The 16,077-nt window shown below is 71.1% G+C and carries 14 protein-coding genes; 10 read left to right on the top strand and 4 right to left on the bottom strand.

Features of this window, described 5'->3' with window-relative positions:
- The first annotated feature begins 43 nt into the window (after positions 1 to 43).
- Positions 44 to 1,486 carry a ricin-type beta-trefoil lectin domain protein gene (locus POF43_RS26330; RefSeq protein WP_271322920.1) on the top strand — a complete coding sequence of 481 codons (1,443 nt, stop codon included), beginning with the start codon at positions 44 to 46 and terminating at the stop codon, positions 1,484 to 1,486.
- A gap of 19 nt (positions 1,487 to 1,505) precedes the next feature.
- Here the strand turns inward: POF43_RS26330 and POF43_RS26335 are convergent, their stop codons facing one another.
- Positions 1,506 to 2,669 carry a beta-1,3-glucanase family protein gene (locus tag POF43_RS26335; protein WP_271322919.1) on the bottom strand — a complete coding sequence of 388 codons (1,164 nt, stop codon included), beginning with the start codon at positions 2,667 to 2,669 and terminating at the stop codon, positions 1,506 to 1,508.
- Positions 2,670 to 3,030: 361 nt separating this feature from the next.
- On the opposite strand from POF43_RS26335, the gene POF43_RS26340 reads away from it, so the two are divergent.
- Both POF43_RS26340 and POF43_RS26345 read left to right on the top strand, forming a co-directional pair.
- Complete coding sequence (locus tag POF43_RS26340) at positions 3,031 to 5,229, top strand: discoidin domain-containing protein (RefSeq protein ID WP_271322918.1); 2,199 nt, start codon at positions 3,031 to 3,033, stop codon at positions 5,227 to 5,229.
- 127 nt (positions 5,230 to 5,356) lie between these two features.
- Positions 5,357 to 6,412 (top strand): LacI family DNA-binding transcriptional regulator, encoded by a 1,056-nt coding sequence (locus tag POF43_RS26345; RefSeq protein WP_271313517.1) that lies wholly within the window; start codon positions 5,357 to 5,359, stop codon positions 6,410 to 6,412.
- Positions 6,413 to 6,492: 80 nt separating this feature from the next.
- Here POF43_RS26345 and POF43_RS26350 read toward each other — a convergent pair whose 3' ends face one another.
- Complete coding sequence (locus POF43_RS26350) at positions 6,493 to 7,038, bottom strand: ATP-binding protein (protein WP_271313516.1); 546 nt, start codon at positions 7,036 to 7,038, stop codon at positions 6,493 to 6,495.
- Between the two features lie 183 nt (positions 7,039 to 7,221).
- Here POF43_RS26350 and POF43_RS26355 point away from each other — a divergent pair, with 183 nt between their 5' ends.
- Together POF43_RS26355 and POF43_RS26360 are read left to right on the top strand one after the other, a co-directional pair.
- Complete coding sequence (locus POF43_RS26355; RefSeq protein ID WP_271313515.1) at positions 7,222 to 7,458, top strand: DUF397 domain-containing protein; 237 nt, start codon at positions 7,222 to 7,224, stop codon at positions 7,456 to 7,458.
- Between the two features lie 113 nt (positions 7,459 to 7,571).
- Positions 7,572 to 8,483, top strand: a complete 912-nt coding sequence (locus tag POF43_RS26360; protein ID WP_271313514.1) for a Sco1979 family transcriptional regulator — start codon at positions 7,572 to 7,574, stop codon at positions 8,481 to 8,483.
- 173 nt (positions 8,484 to 8,656) lie between these two features.
- On the opposite strand, the gene POF43_RS26365 is transcribed toward POF43_RS26360, so the two are convergent.
- Positions 8,657 to 8,932: a hypothetical protein gene (locus POF43_RS26365; protein WP_271322917.1), complete on the bottom strand. Its 276-nt coding sequence runs from the start codon at positions 8,930 to 8,932 to the stop codon at positions 8,657 to 8,659.
- Between POF43_RS26365 and POF43_RS26370 the strand changes: the two genes are divergently transcribed.
- From POF43_RS26370 to POF43_RS26380, 3 genes are all read left to right on the top strand, one after another.
- Positions 8,931 to 9,968, top strand: a complete 1,038-nt coding sequence (locus POF43_RS26370; protein WP_271322916.1) for a glycoside hydrolase family 3 N-terminal domain-containing protein — start codon at positions 8,931 to 8,933, stop codon at positions 9,966 to 9,968. The genes POF43_RS26365 and POF43_RS26370 overlap by 2 nt on opposite strands.
- Before the next feature lie 217 nt (positions 9,969 to 10,185).
- Positions 10,186 to 11,649 carry a purine-cytosine permease family protein gene (locus tag POF43_RS26375; protein WP_282698545.1) on the top strand — a complete coding sequence of 488 codons (1,464 nt, stop codon included), beginning with the start codon at positions 10,186 to 10,188 and terminating at the stop codon, positions 11,647 to 11,649.
- An 88-nt stretch (positions 11,650 to 11,737) separates the two neighbouring features.
- The gene (locus POF43_RS26380) at positions 11,738 to 12,193 is read left to right on the top strand and encodes a nucleoside deaminase (RefSeq protein WP_271323596.1); all 456 of its coding nucleotides are present in this window, start codon (positions 11,738 to 11,740) and stop codon (positions 12,191 to 12,193) included.
- 113 nt (positions 12,194 to 12,306) lie between these two features.
- On the opposite strand, the gene lpdA is transcribed toward POF43_RS26380, so the two are convergent.
- A complete protein-coding gene (lpdA, locus tag POF43_RS26385) occupies positions 12,307 to 13,707 on the bottom strand; it encodes a dihydrolipoyl dehydrogenase (RefSeq protein ID WP_271317496.1) in 1,401 nt (466 codons plus the stop codon).
- A 141-nt stretch (positions 13,708 to 13,848) separates the two neighbouring features.
- Between lpdA and efeU the strand changes: the two genes are divergently transcribed.
- The gene (gene efeU, locus POF43_RS26390; protein ID WP_271323595.1) at positions 13,849 to 14,733 is read left to right on the top strand and encodes an iron uptake transporter permease EfeU; all 885 of its coding nucleotides are present in this window, start codon (positions 13,849 to 13,851) and stop codon (positions 14,731 to 14,733) included.
- Positions 14,734 to 14,889: 156 nt separating this feature from the next.
- Entirely contained in the window at positions 14,890 to 16,074 is a 1,185-nt protein-coding gene (efeO, locus tag POF43_RS26395) for an iron uptake system protein EfeO (RefSeq protein ID WP_271316617.1), read from the top strand.
- Positions 16,075 to 16,077: the final 3 nt, after the last annotated feature.

Here is a 16,077-nt window from a genome sequence, read left to right on the forward strand (position 1 = left end):
CGCGACTCCCGGATACTCCCATGTCCCGAGGAGGGCCATCCGCATGCACAGATCCGGCTTGAAGACCTTCGTGGCGGCCGCCGTTCCCCTGGTGACGGCGGCCGCCGCGCTCTTCGCGGCACCCGCCGCGCAGGCTGCCGTCCATCCGGCGGCCGCCAACGCCGGCCCCGGCTTCCCCGCGCACTACGCCGCGCCCTACGCCGAGCTGTGGAACTCCCCGTCGGCGATGGCCCAGGCAGAGGCGGCCACCGGCGACAAGTACTACACGCTGGCGTTCGTCATCGGCAGCAGCTCCGGCGGCTGCCAGGCGACGTTCAACGGCGACACCTCGATCAGCGACAGCGGCTGGACCGGCGCCATCAACACGCTGCGTGCCTCCGGCGGTGACGTCATCGCCTCGTTCGGCGGCGCGTCCGGCACCGAACTGGCCGAGGCGTGCACGTCGGTCTCCTCGCTGGAGGCGCAGTACAAGAGCGTCATCGACACGCTCAACCTGACCCGGGTCGACCTCGACGTCGAGGGCTCCACGCTGGACGATACCGCGGCCAACGACCGCCGCAACCAGGCGCTCGCCGCCCTCCAGCAGAGCTACGCGGCGGCCGGCAAGACCCTCTCGGTGGACTACACCCTGCCGGTGGACACCACCGGCCTGGAGTCGGACGCGCTGAGCCTGCTGAACAACGCCAAGAGCCACAGCCTCACCGTCAACCTCGTCAACATCATGACGATGGACTACGGGCCGAACGAGGAGATGGGCCAGGCCGCGGTCAGCGCCGCGCAGGGCCTGCACACCCAGCTGGGCCAGATCTGGACGTCGAAGACCTCCGCGCAGCTGTGGGCGATGGAGGGCAACACGCCGATGATCGGCGTCAACGACTCCTCCAACGAGGTCTTCGGCACCGCGGACGCCACCACGCTGGAGAACTTCGCCGCGGCCAACGGCATCCAGGAGCTGTCCTACTGGTCGCTGGGCCGTGACCACTCCTGCGGCTCCGGCCAGGACTCCGAGGACAACTGCTCGGGCGTCTCGCAGAGCGCCTACCAGTTCACCTCCACCTTCAACGCCGTCACCGGCACCAGCGGCGGCGGTGGCGGCACCCAGCCGACCGGCCCGATCAGCGGCTACGGCGGCAAGTGCGTGGACGTGGCCTCGGCGAGCAGCGCGGACGGCGCCGCCGTCCAGCTCTACACCTGCAACGGCACCACCGCCCAGTCGTGGACCGTCGGCACCGACAGCACCCTGCGGGCGCTCGGCAAGTGCATGGACGTCACCTCGGCCGGCACCGCCAACGGCACCCAGGTGCAGCTGTGGGACTGCAACGGCAGCGGATCGCAGGTGTGGCAGAAGGGCACCGGCGGCGAGCTGGTCAACCCGCAGTCCGGCAAGTGCCTGGACGCCACCGGACCCAGCAGCGCCGACGGCACCCGGCTGCAGATCTGGACCTGCACCGGCGCCGCCAACCAGCAGTGGACACTGCCGAGTTGACGCACCCCGCGAACGGCCGTCAGCTGAACGAGGTGAGCGTGATGCTCAGCGCGGTCGGCGCGGTGTCCTGCACGTAGGAGGCGTAGCTGCACACGTCGTCGAACGGGAAGCCGTACGCCTTGCCGTCCGCCATGCTGGCGTGGATGGCGGCGGAGTAGTGGTTGGTGACCGCTCCCTGGTAGTACTGCGAGGAGTCGGTGACCGGCTGGTTCGGCGTCGAGTTGAGCACCGAGCGGTTCAGTCCGGCGCCCAGTACGGCGGCGACCGGCCCGGTGACCCCGTCGTTGGGGGCGGCCAGCGCGCCGTTGCAGTAGAAGACGTCCTGCGTGCTGGGCTTGCTGAACGGCGCGGGGCCGCCGGAGAAGGTCAGCGTGTCGCCGCTGACCCGGCCGGTGTACGTCACGTTGTTGGCGGTGACGACCAGGTCGGTGTTGGTGTACGTGCTCCACGCGTCGTTGATGTAGCTGTCGAAGTACGTGGAGGAGAAGATGCCGGCGTCGATGCCGTGGCCCGGGGCGATGACCCGCAGGTTGTCGCCGACGATGAGCGGGGCGAAGTCGGACTGGCCGGCGATGGCGGAGAAGATCGCGCTGCGGCCGCCGGCCTTCAGGGTGCCGGTGGTCTGGTTGGAGGCACCGGTCAGGTTGAGCGCCAGCGGGATGCTGAACATGTCGACCTGGGTGGCGTTGCAGTACATCCCGCTGCCGTTGAAGGTGAACTCCACGCAGTCGTGCAGGATGTTGTAGTTCGGGTCGCTGGTGACCCAGCCGGCGGGGTACTGCAACGCGGGGTTGCCGTTGCCGTCGGTGACGACCTTGAACTTCAGCTTGTCGTTGATGGAGAAGTAGATCCGCCCCGACATGTTGGGCAGGTTGAGGTTGCTGTTGCCCGAGCCCGCCAGCGGGATGGACAGGTCGGCGTAGCCGTCGGAGCCGTTCAGCGACAGGCTCACGTCGGTCAACTGGCCGCTGCCGTTGACGTAGGCCTGCTTGCCGCTGGCCGGGTCGGTACCGACCACGTACATCCAGATGGAGCTGTTGCCGTAGGAACCGGTGTTGTTGACCACGGTGATCGGCAGCGAGCTCGCGGCCGCGGCGGAGCCGCTCGCGGCGATGTTGATCAGCGGTGCGGCACCGAGTGCGGCGGCCGCCCAGCCCAGGACGGCACGGCGTGTGGGGGGCATGCGTTTTCCTTCCCTGGCGGTCATACGAGGTGGGACCCGTGGGGGATCCGGTGAGCACCGGGTTGTGACGTGAGAGCGCTCTCCCCGGTATCGCGATGATTACGGGATGACCGTGTTCCGTCAATGAGTTGAGCATTGATCCATACCAATGCTTCATTGGTTGACGGCGAATGACGGCCCGTCGGCGGTCTTTGCGGTGAGATGATGTGTTTTGCGCTCCGGCCACCCGGCGGACGGCCCTGGTTCGCGTCCAAGCTCTTGACACTGCCGAAGCGCCGTCAGGACACTCCTCGTGAGAGCGCTCTCCCGGGCGTACGGAACGGTTCCCCGCACCTTCCCCGTCCCGCAGGAGATGCATGTCATGAGATCCGAATCCAGACCGCGCGCCCGGCGCGGCTTCCGGCTGCGCGGCGGTCCGCTGGCCGCCGCCTCGGTCCTCGCCGTGATGGCGGGCGCGGTGGTCCTGCCGGCCGGCACCGCCCAGGCCGCCGACACGCTGCTGTCGCAGGGCAAAACCGCGACCGCCTCCTCCACCGAGAGCGCCTCCTTCCCGGCCAGTGCCGCGGTGGACGGCGACACCGGCACCCGCTGGTCCAGCGCGTTCAGCGACCCGCAGTGGCTGGAGGTGGACCTGGGGGCCACCGACACCATCGACAAGGTGGTGCTCGACTGGGAGTCCGCCTCGGCCAGCTCCTTCCAGATCCAGACGTCGACCGACGGCACCAACTGGACGAACGTCTACTCCACCACCACCGGCCCCGGCGGCGACCAGACGCTCAGCGTCTCCGGCACCGGCCGCTACGTGCGGATGTACGGCACCGCGCGGTCGACCCAGTACGGCTACTCGCTCTACGAGTTCCAGGTCTACGGCACCGCGGGCGGCGGCGGCAACCCCGGCAGCCCGCCGGCCACCTCCGACACCCCGAACTTCGGGCCGAACGTCCAGGTCTTCGACCCGTCGCAGTCCGCCTCCAGCATCCAGTCGGCGCTGGACTCCGCGTTCAACACGCAGCAGTCCAATCAGTTCGGCACCCAGCGCAACGCGTTCCTGTTCAAGCCGGGCACCTACAACGTCAACGCCAACGTCGGGTTCAACACGCAGGTGATGGGCCTGGGCCAGAACCCCGACCAGGTGCAGATCAACGGCGGTGTGACCTCCGACGCACAGTGGAACGGCGGCAACGGCACCACCAACTTCTGGCGCGAGGTGGAGAACCTGTCCATCACGCCGTCCAGCGGCACCGAGACGTGGGCGGTCTCGCAGGGCGCCTCGATGCGCCGGGTCGACGTGCACGGCGAGCTGAAGCTCGACCCGAGCGGCGACGGCTGGTCCTCCGGCGGCTTCCTGTCGGACTCGCGGGTCAGCGGCCAGGTCTTCTCCGGCTCCCAGCAGCAGTGGATGTCGCGCAACGACACCATCGGCAGCTGGAGCAACGGGGTGTGGAACCAGGTCTTCGTCGGCGTCAACGGCGCCCCGGCGCAGTCCTTCCCCAACCCGACGTACACCACCGTCGGCCAGACCCCGGTGGAGAAGGAGAAGCCGTACCTGTACATCGACTCCTCCGGCAACTACCACGTCTTCGTGCCGTCGCTCCAGCAGAACACCTCCGGTGCCACCTGGGTGAACGGCAACACCGCGGGCACCTCGCTGCCGATGCACGACTTCTACGTCACCCAGCCCGGCGACACCGCGGCGACGATGAACGCCGCGCTCGCGGCCGGCGACGACCTGCTGATCACCCCGGGCGTCTACCACATCAACCAGACGCTCCAGGTCACCCACCCCGACCAGATCGTCATGGGCATGGGCCTGGCCACGCTGATCCCGGACAACGGCGTCACGGTGATCAACACCGGTGACGTCGACGGCGCGCAGATCGACGACCTGCTCGTCGACGGCGGTGCCACCAACTCCGCGTCCCTGATCACCATGGGCTCGGCCGGCAACACCACCAGCCACGCCTCGGACCCGCAGGCCATCGAGGACGTCTACGTCCGCATCGGCGGTGACCAGGTCGGCAAGGCCACCGACTCCCTGGTGGTCAACGCCAACAACACCATCGGCGACAACCTGTGGCTGTGGCGTGCCGACCACGGCAACGGCGTCGGCTGGACCAGCAACACCGCCGACACCGGCCTGATCGTCAACGGCGCCAACGTCACCATGTACGGCCTGGCCGTCGAGCACTACCAGAAGACCGAGGTGCTCTGGAACGGCAACGGCGGCAGGACCTACTTCTTCCAGAACGAGAACCCCTACGACCCGCCCAACCAGGCGTCCTGGATGAACGGTTCGACCGACGGCTACCCGGCCTACGAGGTGGCGCCCGGCGTCACCAGCCACCAGGCGTACGGCGTCGGCAGCTACTGCTACTTCAACGTCAACACCTCGATCGTCAACGACCACGCCTTCCAGGCCCCGGTCGTCTCCGGCGTGCAGTTCCACGACCTGCTGACCGTCTCGCTCGGCGGGGTCGGCACGATCAGCCACGTCATCAACTCCACCGGAGCGGCGGCCAACGCCACCACCGAGAACATCTACCTCACCTCCGGTCCGTGATCCCCGTCTCACTGCGCGGGGCCGAAACGGCCTGACAGCACTGCGGTTGGCACCGACCGGGCGACCGGTCGGTGCCAACTGTCATCCGGTGCCCCTCCGACCAGCAGAACTTGGGTATAACTGCCTGATGAGCACGGATCCGTCACCGCCCGCCCGGCCCGCCACCCTGGAGGATGTCGCCCGGCTGGCCGGCGTTTCGCGGGCCACCGTCTCGCGCGTGATCAACGGTTCACACACCGTCGACCCCGCCCGGCGGCTGAAGGTGGAGCGCGCGGTCGCCGCCGCCTCCTACGTGCCCAACCGCGCCGCGCGGTCCCTGGTGACCCGGCGCACCGACTCCATCGCCCTGGTGGTCTCCGAACGCCAGCAGCGTTCCAGCGCCGGGCCGTTCGCGGGCCGGATCTTCACCGACCCGCACTTCGGCCGGGTGGTCGACGGCCTGCTCGGCGAACTGCGCCCGGCCGGTGTGCAGATGGCGCTGATGCTGGCCGACGACGCCGACACCCGCGACCAGTTGGTCGGCTACCTGCACCAGGGCCACGTGGACGGCGTGGTGCTCATCTCCCAGCACTCCGACGATCCGCTGCCCGGCATGCTGGCCCGCTGCGGGCTGCCCGCGGTGCTCGCCTCGCGGCCGGCCACCTCCGGCGAACCGATCGGCTGCGTGGAGGTCGACCAGCGGCTCGGCGCCCGGTTGGCGGCGGACCGGCTGGTCGGCCGGGGCTGCCGGCGGATCGCCACGGTCTGCGGTCCGCTGGACATGCCGGCCGGCAGCGAGCGGCTGACCGGGTTCCGGGAGGCCATGGCCGACCACGGGGCGGCCTCGGTGGTCGCGGTGGAGGGCGGCTTCACGCAGGCCGGCGGCGCGGCGGCGATGAAGCGGCTGCTGGAGCGGGTGCCCGACCTGGACGGGGTGTTCATCGCCTCGGACCTGATGGCGCTGGGCGCGCTGCCGGTGCTGCACCGGCAGGGCCGCCGGGTGCCGGAGGACGTGGCGGTCGTCGGGTTCGACGACAGCGACGCGGCGGTGGCCTGCGATCCGCGGCTGACGACGGTGCGCCAGCCGGTGGAGGAGATGGCCGGCGAGATGGCCCGGCTGCTGCTGGAGCGGATCGCCGACCCGGGCAGACCGGCGCGTTCGGTGGTCTTCGCGCCGGAGCTGGTGGTACGTCAGTCGGGCTGACCCGCCCTGCCGCGCCGCCGCACCCCGGAGGTCCGGGGCGCGGCGGCCGAACCGCGGTCGTGGGAAGGGCCGTTGAGCGGTCAGCGACCGGAGACGACGGCCCAGACCGCCTTGCCGGCGTGGTCCGGGGTGGTCCAGCCCCACGACTCGCTGAGCATGTCGATGACGTGCAGCCCGCGGCCGGACTCGGCGAAGTAGTCGGGCTCCTTGACCACCGGGATCTCGCTGCCCGGGTCGGAGACCGCGCAGAGCACCACGTCGCCGCGGCGCAGCAGGCCGAGCCAGACCGGGTGCGGTGACGGCGTTCTGCCGAGCCGGCCGGTCACCCCGTAACGCAGCGCGTTGCTCAGCAGCTCCGAGACGACGACGGCCGCGTTGTCCAGCAACTCCTGCATCCCCCAGCCGGTGAGCGTGGTGCGGGTGAAGTCGCGTGCGTCGTGGGTGACTTCGGGTTCGGCACTGAGGGCGCAGGCGGCGAAACCGGTGGGGCCCGAGTTGCCCTCGTCCGCGGGGAAGGCATGGTGGGCGGCGGTCGCCAGCCAGTGCCTGCTCGACCCGTTGTCGGCCGTCCAGCTGGCCGGATGTGTACTCATCGCGTTCTCCGCGAGCCTTTCAGCAGTCGTCATGAACGTTTCCTGCCGACCCCACTATCCCCGGCCGACGGTGGCGCTGCAAGCACATCTGCAATTACAGTCACGCGTAAGTACATCGGTAAGCACATCCGTGCGTACAGATGCACGTGCAGCAGGAGTTGACGATACGTCAGTTCTGACGCGGCCGGGTGTGACCCAGGGTTAGGAGACGGAAAAATGCAGCAGATCGACAACGGCGTGCGCTCGACCCTCATCGAAGGGGTCGAGTGGCGGAAGAGCCGCCGCAGCAACCCGGGAGGCAACTGCGTCGAGCTGGCCGCGCTCCCCGGTGGCGGCTTCGCGGTGCGCAACTCGCGGCACCCGGAGGGTCCCGCCCTGGTCTATACGCGCGCGGAGATCGAGGCCTTCATCGGCGGCGCCAAGGACGGCGAGTTCGACAGCATGGTCGGCTGAACCGGGCCGCCCGGCCCGGCCGCTGATCCACAGTGACGGCTCGTGACTGTACTAACCGGTCTCGTAGGTGCAAGATTGAAGTACTCACCCGTCACTTCTGGAGAGTTGGATCGATGACCGCCATGATGCGGCCGAGTAGCGAGCCACCGATAAAGCGCTACCTGGAACGTCCGCGGGGCGGCCCGACCGTGCTGCGCATTGTGCTGGGTACCCACCTGCGCAGACTGCGTATCGCGTCGAACATCACCCGCGAAGCGGCGGGCGACTCCATCCGCGGGTCGCACGCCAAGATCAGCCGCCTGGAGCTGGGGCGGGTGGGCAGCAAGGAACGCGACATCGCCGACCTGCTCACCCTCTACGGCGTCCACGACGAGGAGTTGCGGGCCGACTTCCTGGCGCTGGCCCGGCAGGCCGGCATGCCCGGCTGGTGGCAGCAGTACGGCGACGTGCTCTCCCACTGGTTCGAGACCCTGATCGGGCTGGAAGAGGCGGCCTCGCTGATCCGCACCTACGAGGTGCAGTTCGTCCCCGGCCTGTTGCAGACCGAGGCGTACGCGCGAGCGGTCACCAAGCTCGGCTACCCCAGCGCCCCCGACCGGGAGAACGAGCGCCGGGTGGAGCTGCGGATGGCCCGCCAGCGGCTGCTGACCGGCCCGGACGCGCCGAAGCTGTGGGCGGTGGTCGACGAGGCGGCGCTGCGCCGTCCGCTCGGCGGCCCGGAGACCATGCGCGAGCAGCTGGAACACCTGGTCGAGGTCGCCCAGCTGCCCAACGTCACCCTTCAGGTCGCCCCGTTCAACATGGGCGGTCTGGCGGCGGCGGGCGGTCCGATCACCATCCTGCGGTTCCAGGAACCGGACCTGCCGGACATCGTCTACCTGGAACAGCTGACCAGCGCGCTGTACCTGGAGAAGCAGGACGACATCGACAACTACATGTCGGTCATGGACCGGCTGTCCGCGGAGGCCGACACGCCCCGCGAGTCGCTGTGCTTCCTCAAGGACCTGATCGCCTCGTCCGGCTGACCCGGTCCGCCCCGGCCCGCGGCCGGCCGTCCCCGCCGGGGCGGCCGGCCGCCGCCGTTCCCGGGCCCGGCGGTCGCCGGGACGGCCGCGTCCGCGGTGCGGGCCGGCGGGGGGCGTGTTTCGCTGGGTGCCGCACCCCGCCCTGGGTATGGAGGAGGCATGTCTGTCCCCCGTCACACGCGTCGCACGGGTCGGTCCCGTCGTACGCGTCGCACCCCGAACCGCAGGCTCCGGCTGGCCGTACTGCCGGCCGGAGCGCTGATCCTGGTCACCGCCTGCGGTGGCTCCGGCGGCGGACAGGCGTCCCCGTCCCCCTCGGGCCCGCCGCCGGCCGCGTCCAGCCCGCCGGGTTCCGCGAGCGCCTCCCCCGGCGCGCCGGGCACCTCCACCGCCAGCTCGCCGGTGCCGCCGCCCACCGCCCGCACGGCGGCCTGCGTGGACCGGGTCATGAACGCCATGACCGAGCGGCAGCGGGTGGGCCAGCTGTTCATGGCGTCGGTCAACGCCTCCGGCGCCTCGAAGGCCCAGCTGACCATCCTGCGCCGGTACGCGGTGGGCTCCGTCATGCTGATGGGGCACACCGACATCGGCGTCGACGCGGTCCGCAAGGTCACCGACCGGGTGCAGTCCCTCGCCCCGACGGTGGCCGGCTCCCGGGTCGGGCTGCTGGTCTCCACCGACCAGGAGGGCGGCCAGGTCCAGGTGCTCAACGGGCCCGGCTTCTCCGCCATCCCGGCCGCCACCACGCAGGGCCGGTGGCCGTCCGCCCAGCTCCAGCAGCGGGCGGCGCAGTGGGGGCGGCAGCTGAAGTCCGCGGGCGTCGGGGTGGACCTGGCCCCGGTGGCCGACATCGTGCCGCGCGACCTGACCTCGGTCAACCAGCCGATCGGCCGGCTGGACCGGGAGTACGGCAACGACGCGTCGACCGCCGCGCGGCAGAGCACCGCGGTGGTCAAGGGGTTCGACGAGGCCGGGATCTACGCCACCCTCAAGCACTACCCGAGCCTGGGCCAGGTGCGCGGCAACACCGACTTCTCCGCGAACGTCACCGACGACGTGACCACCCGCGACGGCACCTTCCTGGTGCCGTACCGCAGCGGCATCGACGCCGGGGCGCGGTTCGTGATGGCGTCGACGGCCACCTACACCCGGATCGACCCCGGGCACCAGGCGGTCTTCTCCCCCACCCTGCTCAAGACCGTGCTGCGCGGCACCCTGGGCTTCCAGGGCATCGTCATCTCCGACGACCTCGGCAAGGCGGTCTCGGTGAAGTCGAAGCCGCCGGGCGACCGGGCGGTGGGCTTCCTGCAGTCCGGCGGCGACCTGGTGCTCAACGACGCGCCGTCCACCGTGGCGGCGATGGCCTCGGCGGTGCTGTCGAAGGCGTCGGGCGACGCCGGTTTCCGGGCGGGGGTGGACGCCAGCGTCAAGCGGGTGCTGGCCGCCAAGCTGGACGCGGGCGGGCTGAGCGGCTGCCAGGGCTGAGCCGGGCGGGCGCCGGGCGCCGGGCGGAACCAACGGGTAACTAACGATTCGATGACGCGGACGGGCCGGTATCGCAGGCGGTAACCCCGGAGAAACGCCGGGGAAACAACGACCGGCGGAAAAGCGGTGCTCCGTGGCCTTCCGACCGTTTCGCCCGCGTCGGCGGCCGAAAGCGCGCCGGGTTCCGCAGCGCCGGGGGCCCGGACATAGTTGGCGCATGACGACACCCCCTCCCGTCCCCTCCCCCGGCGATCCGCCGCCCGGCGGCGTGGCCTTCGCGCAGGCCGCCCCCGACGAGATCGTCGCCTACGGCCACCACGTCCTGGCCGTGGAGCCGACCGGCGCCGAGCCGGTGCCCCCGGAAGGCCGGCACGGCAAGCCGTTGCAGCTGCTGTGGACCTGGACCTCGCCCAACATGGAGTTCGCCACCGTCTTCATCGGCGTGCTCGCGGTCGGCATCTTCGGCCTGGGCTTCTGGCCGGCGACGCTGGCCATCGTCATCGGCACCGTGATCGGCTCGGTCGCGCACGGGTTTTTGGGCCTGGTGGGCCCGCGGTTCGGCGTACCGCAGATGGTGGCCGGCCGGGCCGGGTTCGGCTTCTACGGCAACGCGCTGCCGTCCGGCCTGAACGCGCTCACCGCCGGCATCGGCTGGTTCGCGGTCAACAGCGTCAGCGCCTCCTACGCGCTCAACAGCCTGGCGCACATCCCGTTGCTGCTGTGCCTGTTCATCGTGGTCGTGGTGCAGATCGCCATCGCCTACCTCGGGCACAACTTCGTGCAGACGGCCGAGAAGTACACCTTCCCGGTGCTGACGGTGATCTTCCTGGTCACCTCGGTGGTGATCCTCACCAAGGCGCATCCGGCGGCGGCGAACGGCGCGCACGCGCTGCCCGGCGCCTTCCTGCTGACGGTGGGGGCGGCGTTCGGCTACGCGGCGGGCTGGAACCCCTACGGCGCGGACTACACGCGGTACCTGCCGAAGGCGACCGCGCGCTGGAAGGTCGCGCTGTGGCCGGGGGTGGGCGTGCTGGTCTCCTGCGTGCTGCTGGAGATCGTCGGCGCCGCGTCCGCCACCCTGGTGGCCCCGGCGCACGCCTCGCCCACCGACGCGTTCATCCACCCGCTGCCCACCGTGCTGGCCAAGCTGACGCTGCTGGCCATCGTGATCGGCGGCATCGCGGCCAACGCGCTGAACATCTACTCCGGCACGCTGTCGTTCGTGGCGATGGGGCTGCGGCTGCCGGCCGCGTTCCGGCGGGCCGCGGCCTCGCTGGTGTTCGGCGTGGTCGGCACGGTACTGGCCTGGACCGGCCTGACCGACTCCGGTGAGCGGTACGAGAACTTCCTGCTGGTCATCACCTACTGGATCGGTCCGTGGCTGGCGGTGACCTTCCTGGACCGGTGGCTGAACCGTTCGCGGCCCGACGAGGTGACCGCGCGGATACTGGAGGACACCTCGCACCGGGTGTGGGCCGGGCCGGTGGCGATGGCGGTCGGCACGGCGCTGGGCATCGTGCTGTTCTCCAACCAGACCGACTTCCAGGGCCTGGTGGCCAAGCACGTGCCGGGCATCGGCGACATCGCGTTCGCCGCCGGGTTCGCGATCGCCGCGATCGTGTACGTGGCGCTGCTGCGGGTGCCGGGGATGGGCCCGGCCCGCCGCACGGCGAAGGCGTGACGCGCTCCGCGGCACCCGCCGGGGCCGCCGGGGACGTCCGGCGGCCCCGGGTTGCGGACCGGGTCGGCCAACCGGCAGGCTGGCGCCCATGAACGAGGTGTACCAGGACGCGGCGTCCCAGCTGGCGGTGGCGGTCCAGGAGGCGCGGGCCGGGCTCGCGGAGGGCGGCATCCCGATCGGCGCCGCGCTGTTCGGGCCGGACGGCGAGCTGCTGGGCCGCGGCCGCAACCGCCGCGTGCAGGACGACGACCCGTCGCTGCACGCGGAGACCGTCGCGTTCCGCGCCGCCGGCCGGATGCGCGGCTACGGCCGCACCACGATGGTCACCACGCTGTCGCCCTGCTGGTACTGCTCCGGGCTGGTCAAGCAGTTCGGCATCGGCAGCCTGGTGATCGGTGAGGCGGCCACCTTCCACGGCGGCCACGACTGGCTCGCCGAGCAGGGCGTGGCGGTGACGGTGCTGGACGACGCCGCGTGCGTGGCGATGATGGGTGCGTTCGTCACCGCGCGGCCGGAGCTGTGGTTCGAGGACATCGGGGAGTGACGCCGGCCGCCGGCGGCGGGACGGGCACCGTGGCGCCGCCAGCCCGGGACCGGCCGGCGGGCGCCGGGGGCCGGCGGTGGGCCGCGGGCACGGCGCGGCGGTTCGGTGCCGCGCTACAGGTTGATCATGTGCCCGGCCAGCCCGTGGACCGCCTCCTTGACCGCCTCGCCGAGGGTGGGGTGGGCGTGGACGTTGCGGGCGACCTCGTGGACGGTGAGGTCCCACTGCTGGGCGAGGGTGAGTTCGGGCAGGAGTTCGGTGACCTCGGGGCCGATGAGGTGGGCGCCGAGGAGTTCGCCGTGCGTGGCGTCGCAGACGATCTTGACGAAGCCGGCCGGGTCGCCGAGGCCCTGGGCCTTGCCGTTGGCGGTGAACGGGAACTTCTGCACGCGGACGTCGAAGCCGAGGGCGCGGGCCTGGGCCTCGGTGTGGCCGAAGCTGGCGATCTGCGGCTGGCAGAAGGTGGCGCGCGGGATCATGACGTAGTCGAGTTCCATGGTCTCGGCCCCGGCGATGGTCTCGGCGGCGATGGCGCCCATCGACTCCGCCGCGTGCGCCAGCATGAGCTTGGCGGTGACGTCGCCGATGGCGAACAGGTGCGGCACGCTGGTGCGGCAGCGGCCGTCGACGGCGATGGCGCCGCGTTCGGTGAGGCCGACGCCGGTGTTCTCCAGGCCGTAGCCGGTGACGCGCGGCTGGAAGCCGATGGCCTGGAGCACCTTGTCGGCCTCCAGGACCTGGCGCTGGCCGCCGGTGGAGACGTGGACCCGGACCGGGACGCCGGAGTCGTCGATGGCCTCGACCCGGGTGGAGGTCAGCACGTTGACGCCGAGCCTGCGGTACCGCTTGGCGAGTTCGGCGGAGACCTCCTCGTCCTCCAGCGGCACCAGACGGTCCAGGAACTCCACCAGGGTGACCTCGACGCCGTAGGCGCGCAGCACGTAGGCGAACTCCACCCCGATGGCGCCGGCGCCGGCGATGACGATGCTGGCGGGCAGTTCGGCGTCGAGGATCTGCTCCTCGTAGGTGACGACGCGTTCGCCCAGTGAGGTGCCGGGCAGCAGGCGGGTGGTGGCGCCGGTGGCGATGACGCAGTGGCCGAAGGTGACGGTGTGGGTGTTCCCGTCGGTGGTGGCGACCGACAGGGTGTGGTCGTCGGTGAAGGTGCCGCGGCCGGTGTACTCCTGGATGCCGTTCTTCTTCATCAGGTAGTGCACGCCCTTGACCCGGCCGTCGGCGACCGTGCGGCTGCGGTCGTGGGCGACGCGGTAGTCGAAGGTGACCGGGCCCTCGGCGCGGATTCCGAAGGTCTTCGCCTCGTGCTGGAAGAGGCTGGCGAGTTCCGCGTTGCGCAGCAGCGCCTTGGACGGGATACAGCCCACGTTGAGGCAGACCCCGCCCCAGTAGCGCTCCTCGACCACGGCGACGGTCAGGCCCAGCTGGGCGCTGCGGACGGCGGCGGTGTAGCCGCCGGGGCCGGCGCCGAGTACGACGACGTCGAAATGTCCACTCATGTGGAGAACCCTAGAACGCCGGGATGTGACGCGCGCGGTCTTGACGCGGCCCCCGGTCCATCCGGTCTAATAAGGGTCGCCTAACCATGGTTAGGTTTTCCTAAGTCGTTCGGGCTTCGGTCCGGCACCGGAAGGGCCGTCATGCTCCCCACGTTCGTCATCGGACTCCGCGAAGGACTGGAGGCCGCCCTCATCGTCGGCATCATCGCCTCCTTCCTCGGCCAGCAGGGCCGGCGGGACGCGCTGCGCGGTGTGTGGATCGGCGTCGCCGCGGCCGTGCTGATCTGCGTCGCGGTCGGCGCCGGGCTCCAGATCTTCTCCAGCCAGCTGCCGACCACCCAGCAGGAGCAGCTGGAGACGGTGGTCGGCGCGATCGCGGTCGTGATGGTCAGTTACATGGTGCTGTGGATGCGCCGCCACTCCCGCGACCTGCGCAAGGACCTGGAGGGCGCGGCGGGCCGCGCGCTCAGCCAGGGCTCGGCGTCCGCGCTGGTGACCATGGCGTTCCTGGCGGTGCTTCGCGAGGGCTTCGAGACCTCGGTCTTCCTGCTGGCCACCTTCAACGAGTCGCACAACGCGCTGTACAGCGGCACCGGCGCCGCGCTGGGCATCCTGGTGGCGGCCGGCATCGGCTACGGCATCTACAAGGGCGGCCTGCGGATCAACCTCTCCCGCTTCTTCCGGATCACCGGCGTGGTGCTGGTGCTGGTGGCCGCCGGGCTGGTCTCCACCGCCATCATGACCGCGTTCGAGGGCGGCTGGATCAGCTCCGGCGCCCAGGCGTTCGACCTGTCGTGGCTGGTGCGGCAGGGCACGCCGGTCGCCTCGGTCCTCACCGGCGTGCTGGGCATCCAGCCGTTCCCCACCTGGCCGATGGTGGCCGGCTGGCTGGTCTACGCCGTCCCGATGGCCGCGGTCGTGCTGTGGCCGGCCGCCCGCCGCACCCCGGCCCCGGCCGCCGCACCGGGCGCCGCCGCACCGGCCGGGTCCGCCGCCGAGTCCCCCGCCCCGGCCGAGACCACCTGACCCCGCGGGCCCGGCCCGTACGGCGGGGCTCCCTCCCACCGGCGCCGCGCCCGGCGCCCGCCCCACCGTTTCGGCCCCCGTTCGGCCACCGTTCGTCCGCCGCGCCCGACGCGCGTTCCGTCCCGCCCGTGTGCGGTTCCCACCAAGGAGCATCCCGTGACCTCGCCCGCCTTCTCCCGCCGCCTGATCGCCGGTGCCGCGTCCGTGGCCGCGGCCGGCCTGCTGCTGACCGCCTGCGGCGGCTCCGGCTCCGGCACGTCGTCGGCCGCCGCCGGGGCCGACGGCAAGGACGCGTCGGCGAAGACCGCCGAGGTCGCCGTCACCATCACCGACGCCGGATGCGCGCCGACCCCGGCGAAGGTCCCGGCCGGCCCGGTGAAGTTCAACGTCAGCAACAAGGACTCCGGCAAGGTCACCGAGGTCGAGCTCCAGGACAGCGGCAAGATGCTGGGCGAGAAGGAGAACCTGACCCCGGGGCTGTCCGGCGACTTCTCCCTCACCCTGACCGCCGGCACCTACCAGGTGTGGTGCCCCGGCGCCGGCCACGCCCGCAGCACCTTCACCGTCAGCGGCTCCAGCACGCACAGCTGGAAGGACGACCCGAAGCTGGTCGCCGCCACCACCGGCTACGCCTCCTGGATCGACGGCCAGGTCAAGCTGCTGGTGAGCACCACGCAGACGTTCACCGACGACGTCAAGGCCGGCGACCTGGCCAAGGCGAAGCTGGACTACGGCCGGGCCCGCGTCCACTACGAGCGCGTCGAGCCGACCGCCGAGATCTGGGGCGACCTCGACGGGCGCATCGACGGCCGCGTCGACGACGCCGCCACCCCGGCGCAGTTCACCGGCTTCCACCGGATCGAGCAGGCCATCTGGCAGAAGAAGTCCCTCAAGGGCATGACCCCGCTGGCCACCCGGCTCAACACCGACGTCAAGAGCCTGTACACGCAGGTGAAGACGGTGGAGTACCAGCCCGCCGAGATCGCCAACGGCGCCACCGACCTGGTCAACGAGATCCAGTCGTCGAAGATCACCGGCGAGGAGGAGCGGTACTCGCACATCGACCTGCTCGACTTCAAGGGCAACCTCGACGGCGCCAACGAGGCGGTGAACGTGCTGCTGCCGGTACTGAAGGCCAAGGACCCGTCGCTGGCCGCCGAGATCGCCCGGCGCTACGCCGCCACCGCCACCGCGCTGGCCGCGTACGCCGCGAAGCCCGGCTACCTCGACAGCGGCTACGTCGACTACGCCACCGTCACCAGCGCGCAGCGCCGGACGCTCTCCCAGGTCGTCGACGCCTACGCCGAGTCGGTCTCCCAGGTCGCCGGAAAGGTCGCCTGACGC

The sequence above is a fragment of the Streptantibioticus silvisoli genome, assembly GCF_027947535.2.
Lineage (GTDB): Bacteria > Actinomycetota > Actinomycetes > Streptomycetales > Streptomycetaceae > Streptantibioticus_C > Streptantibioticus_C silvisoli.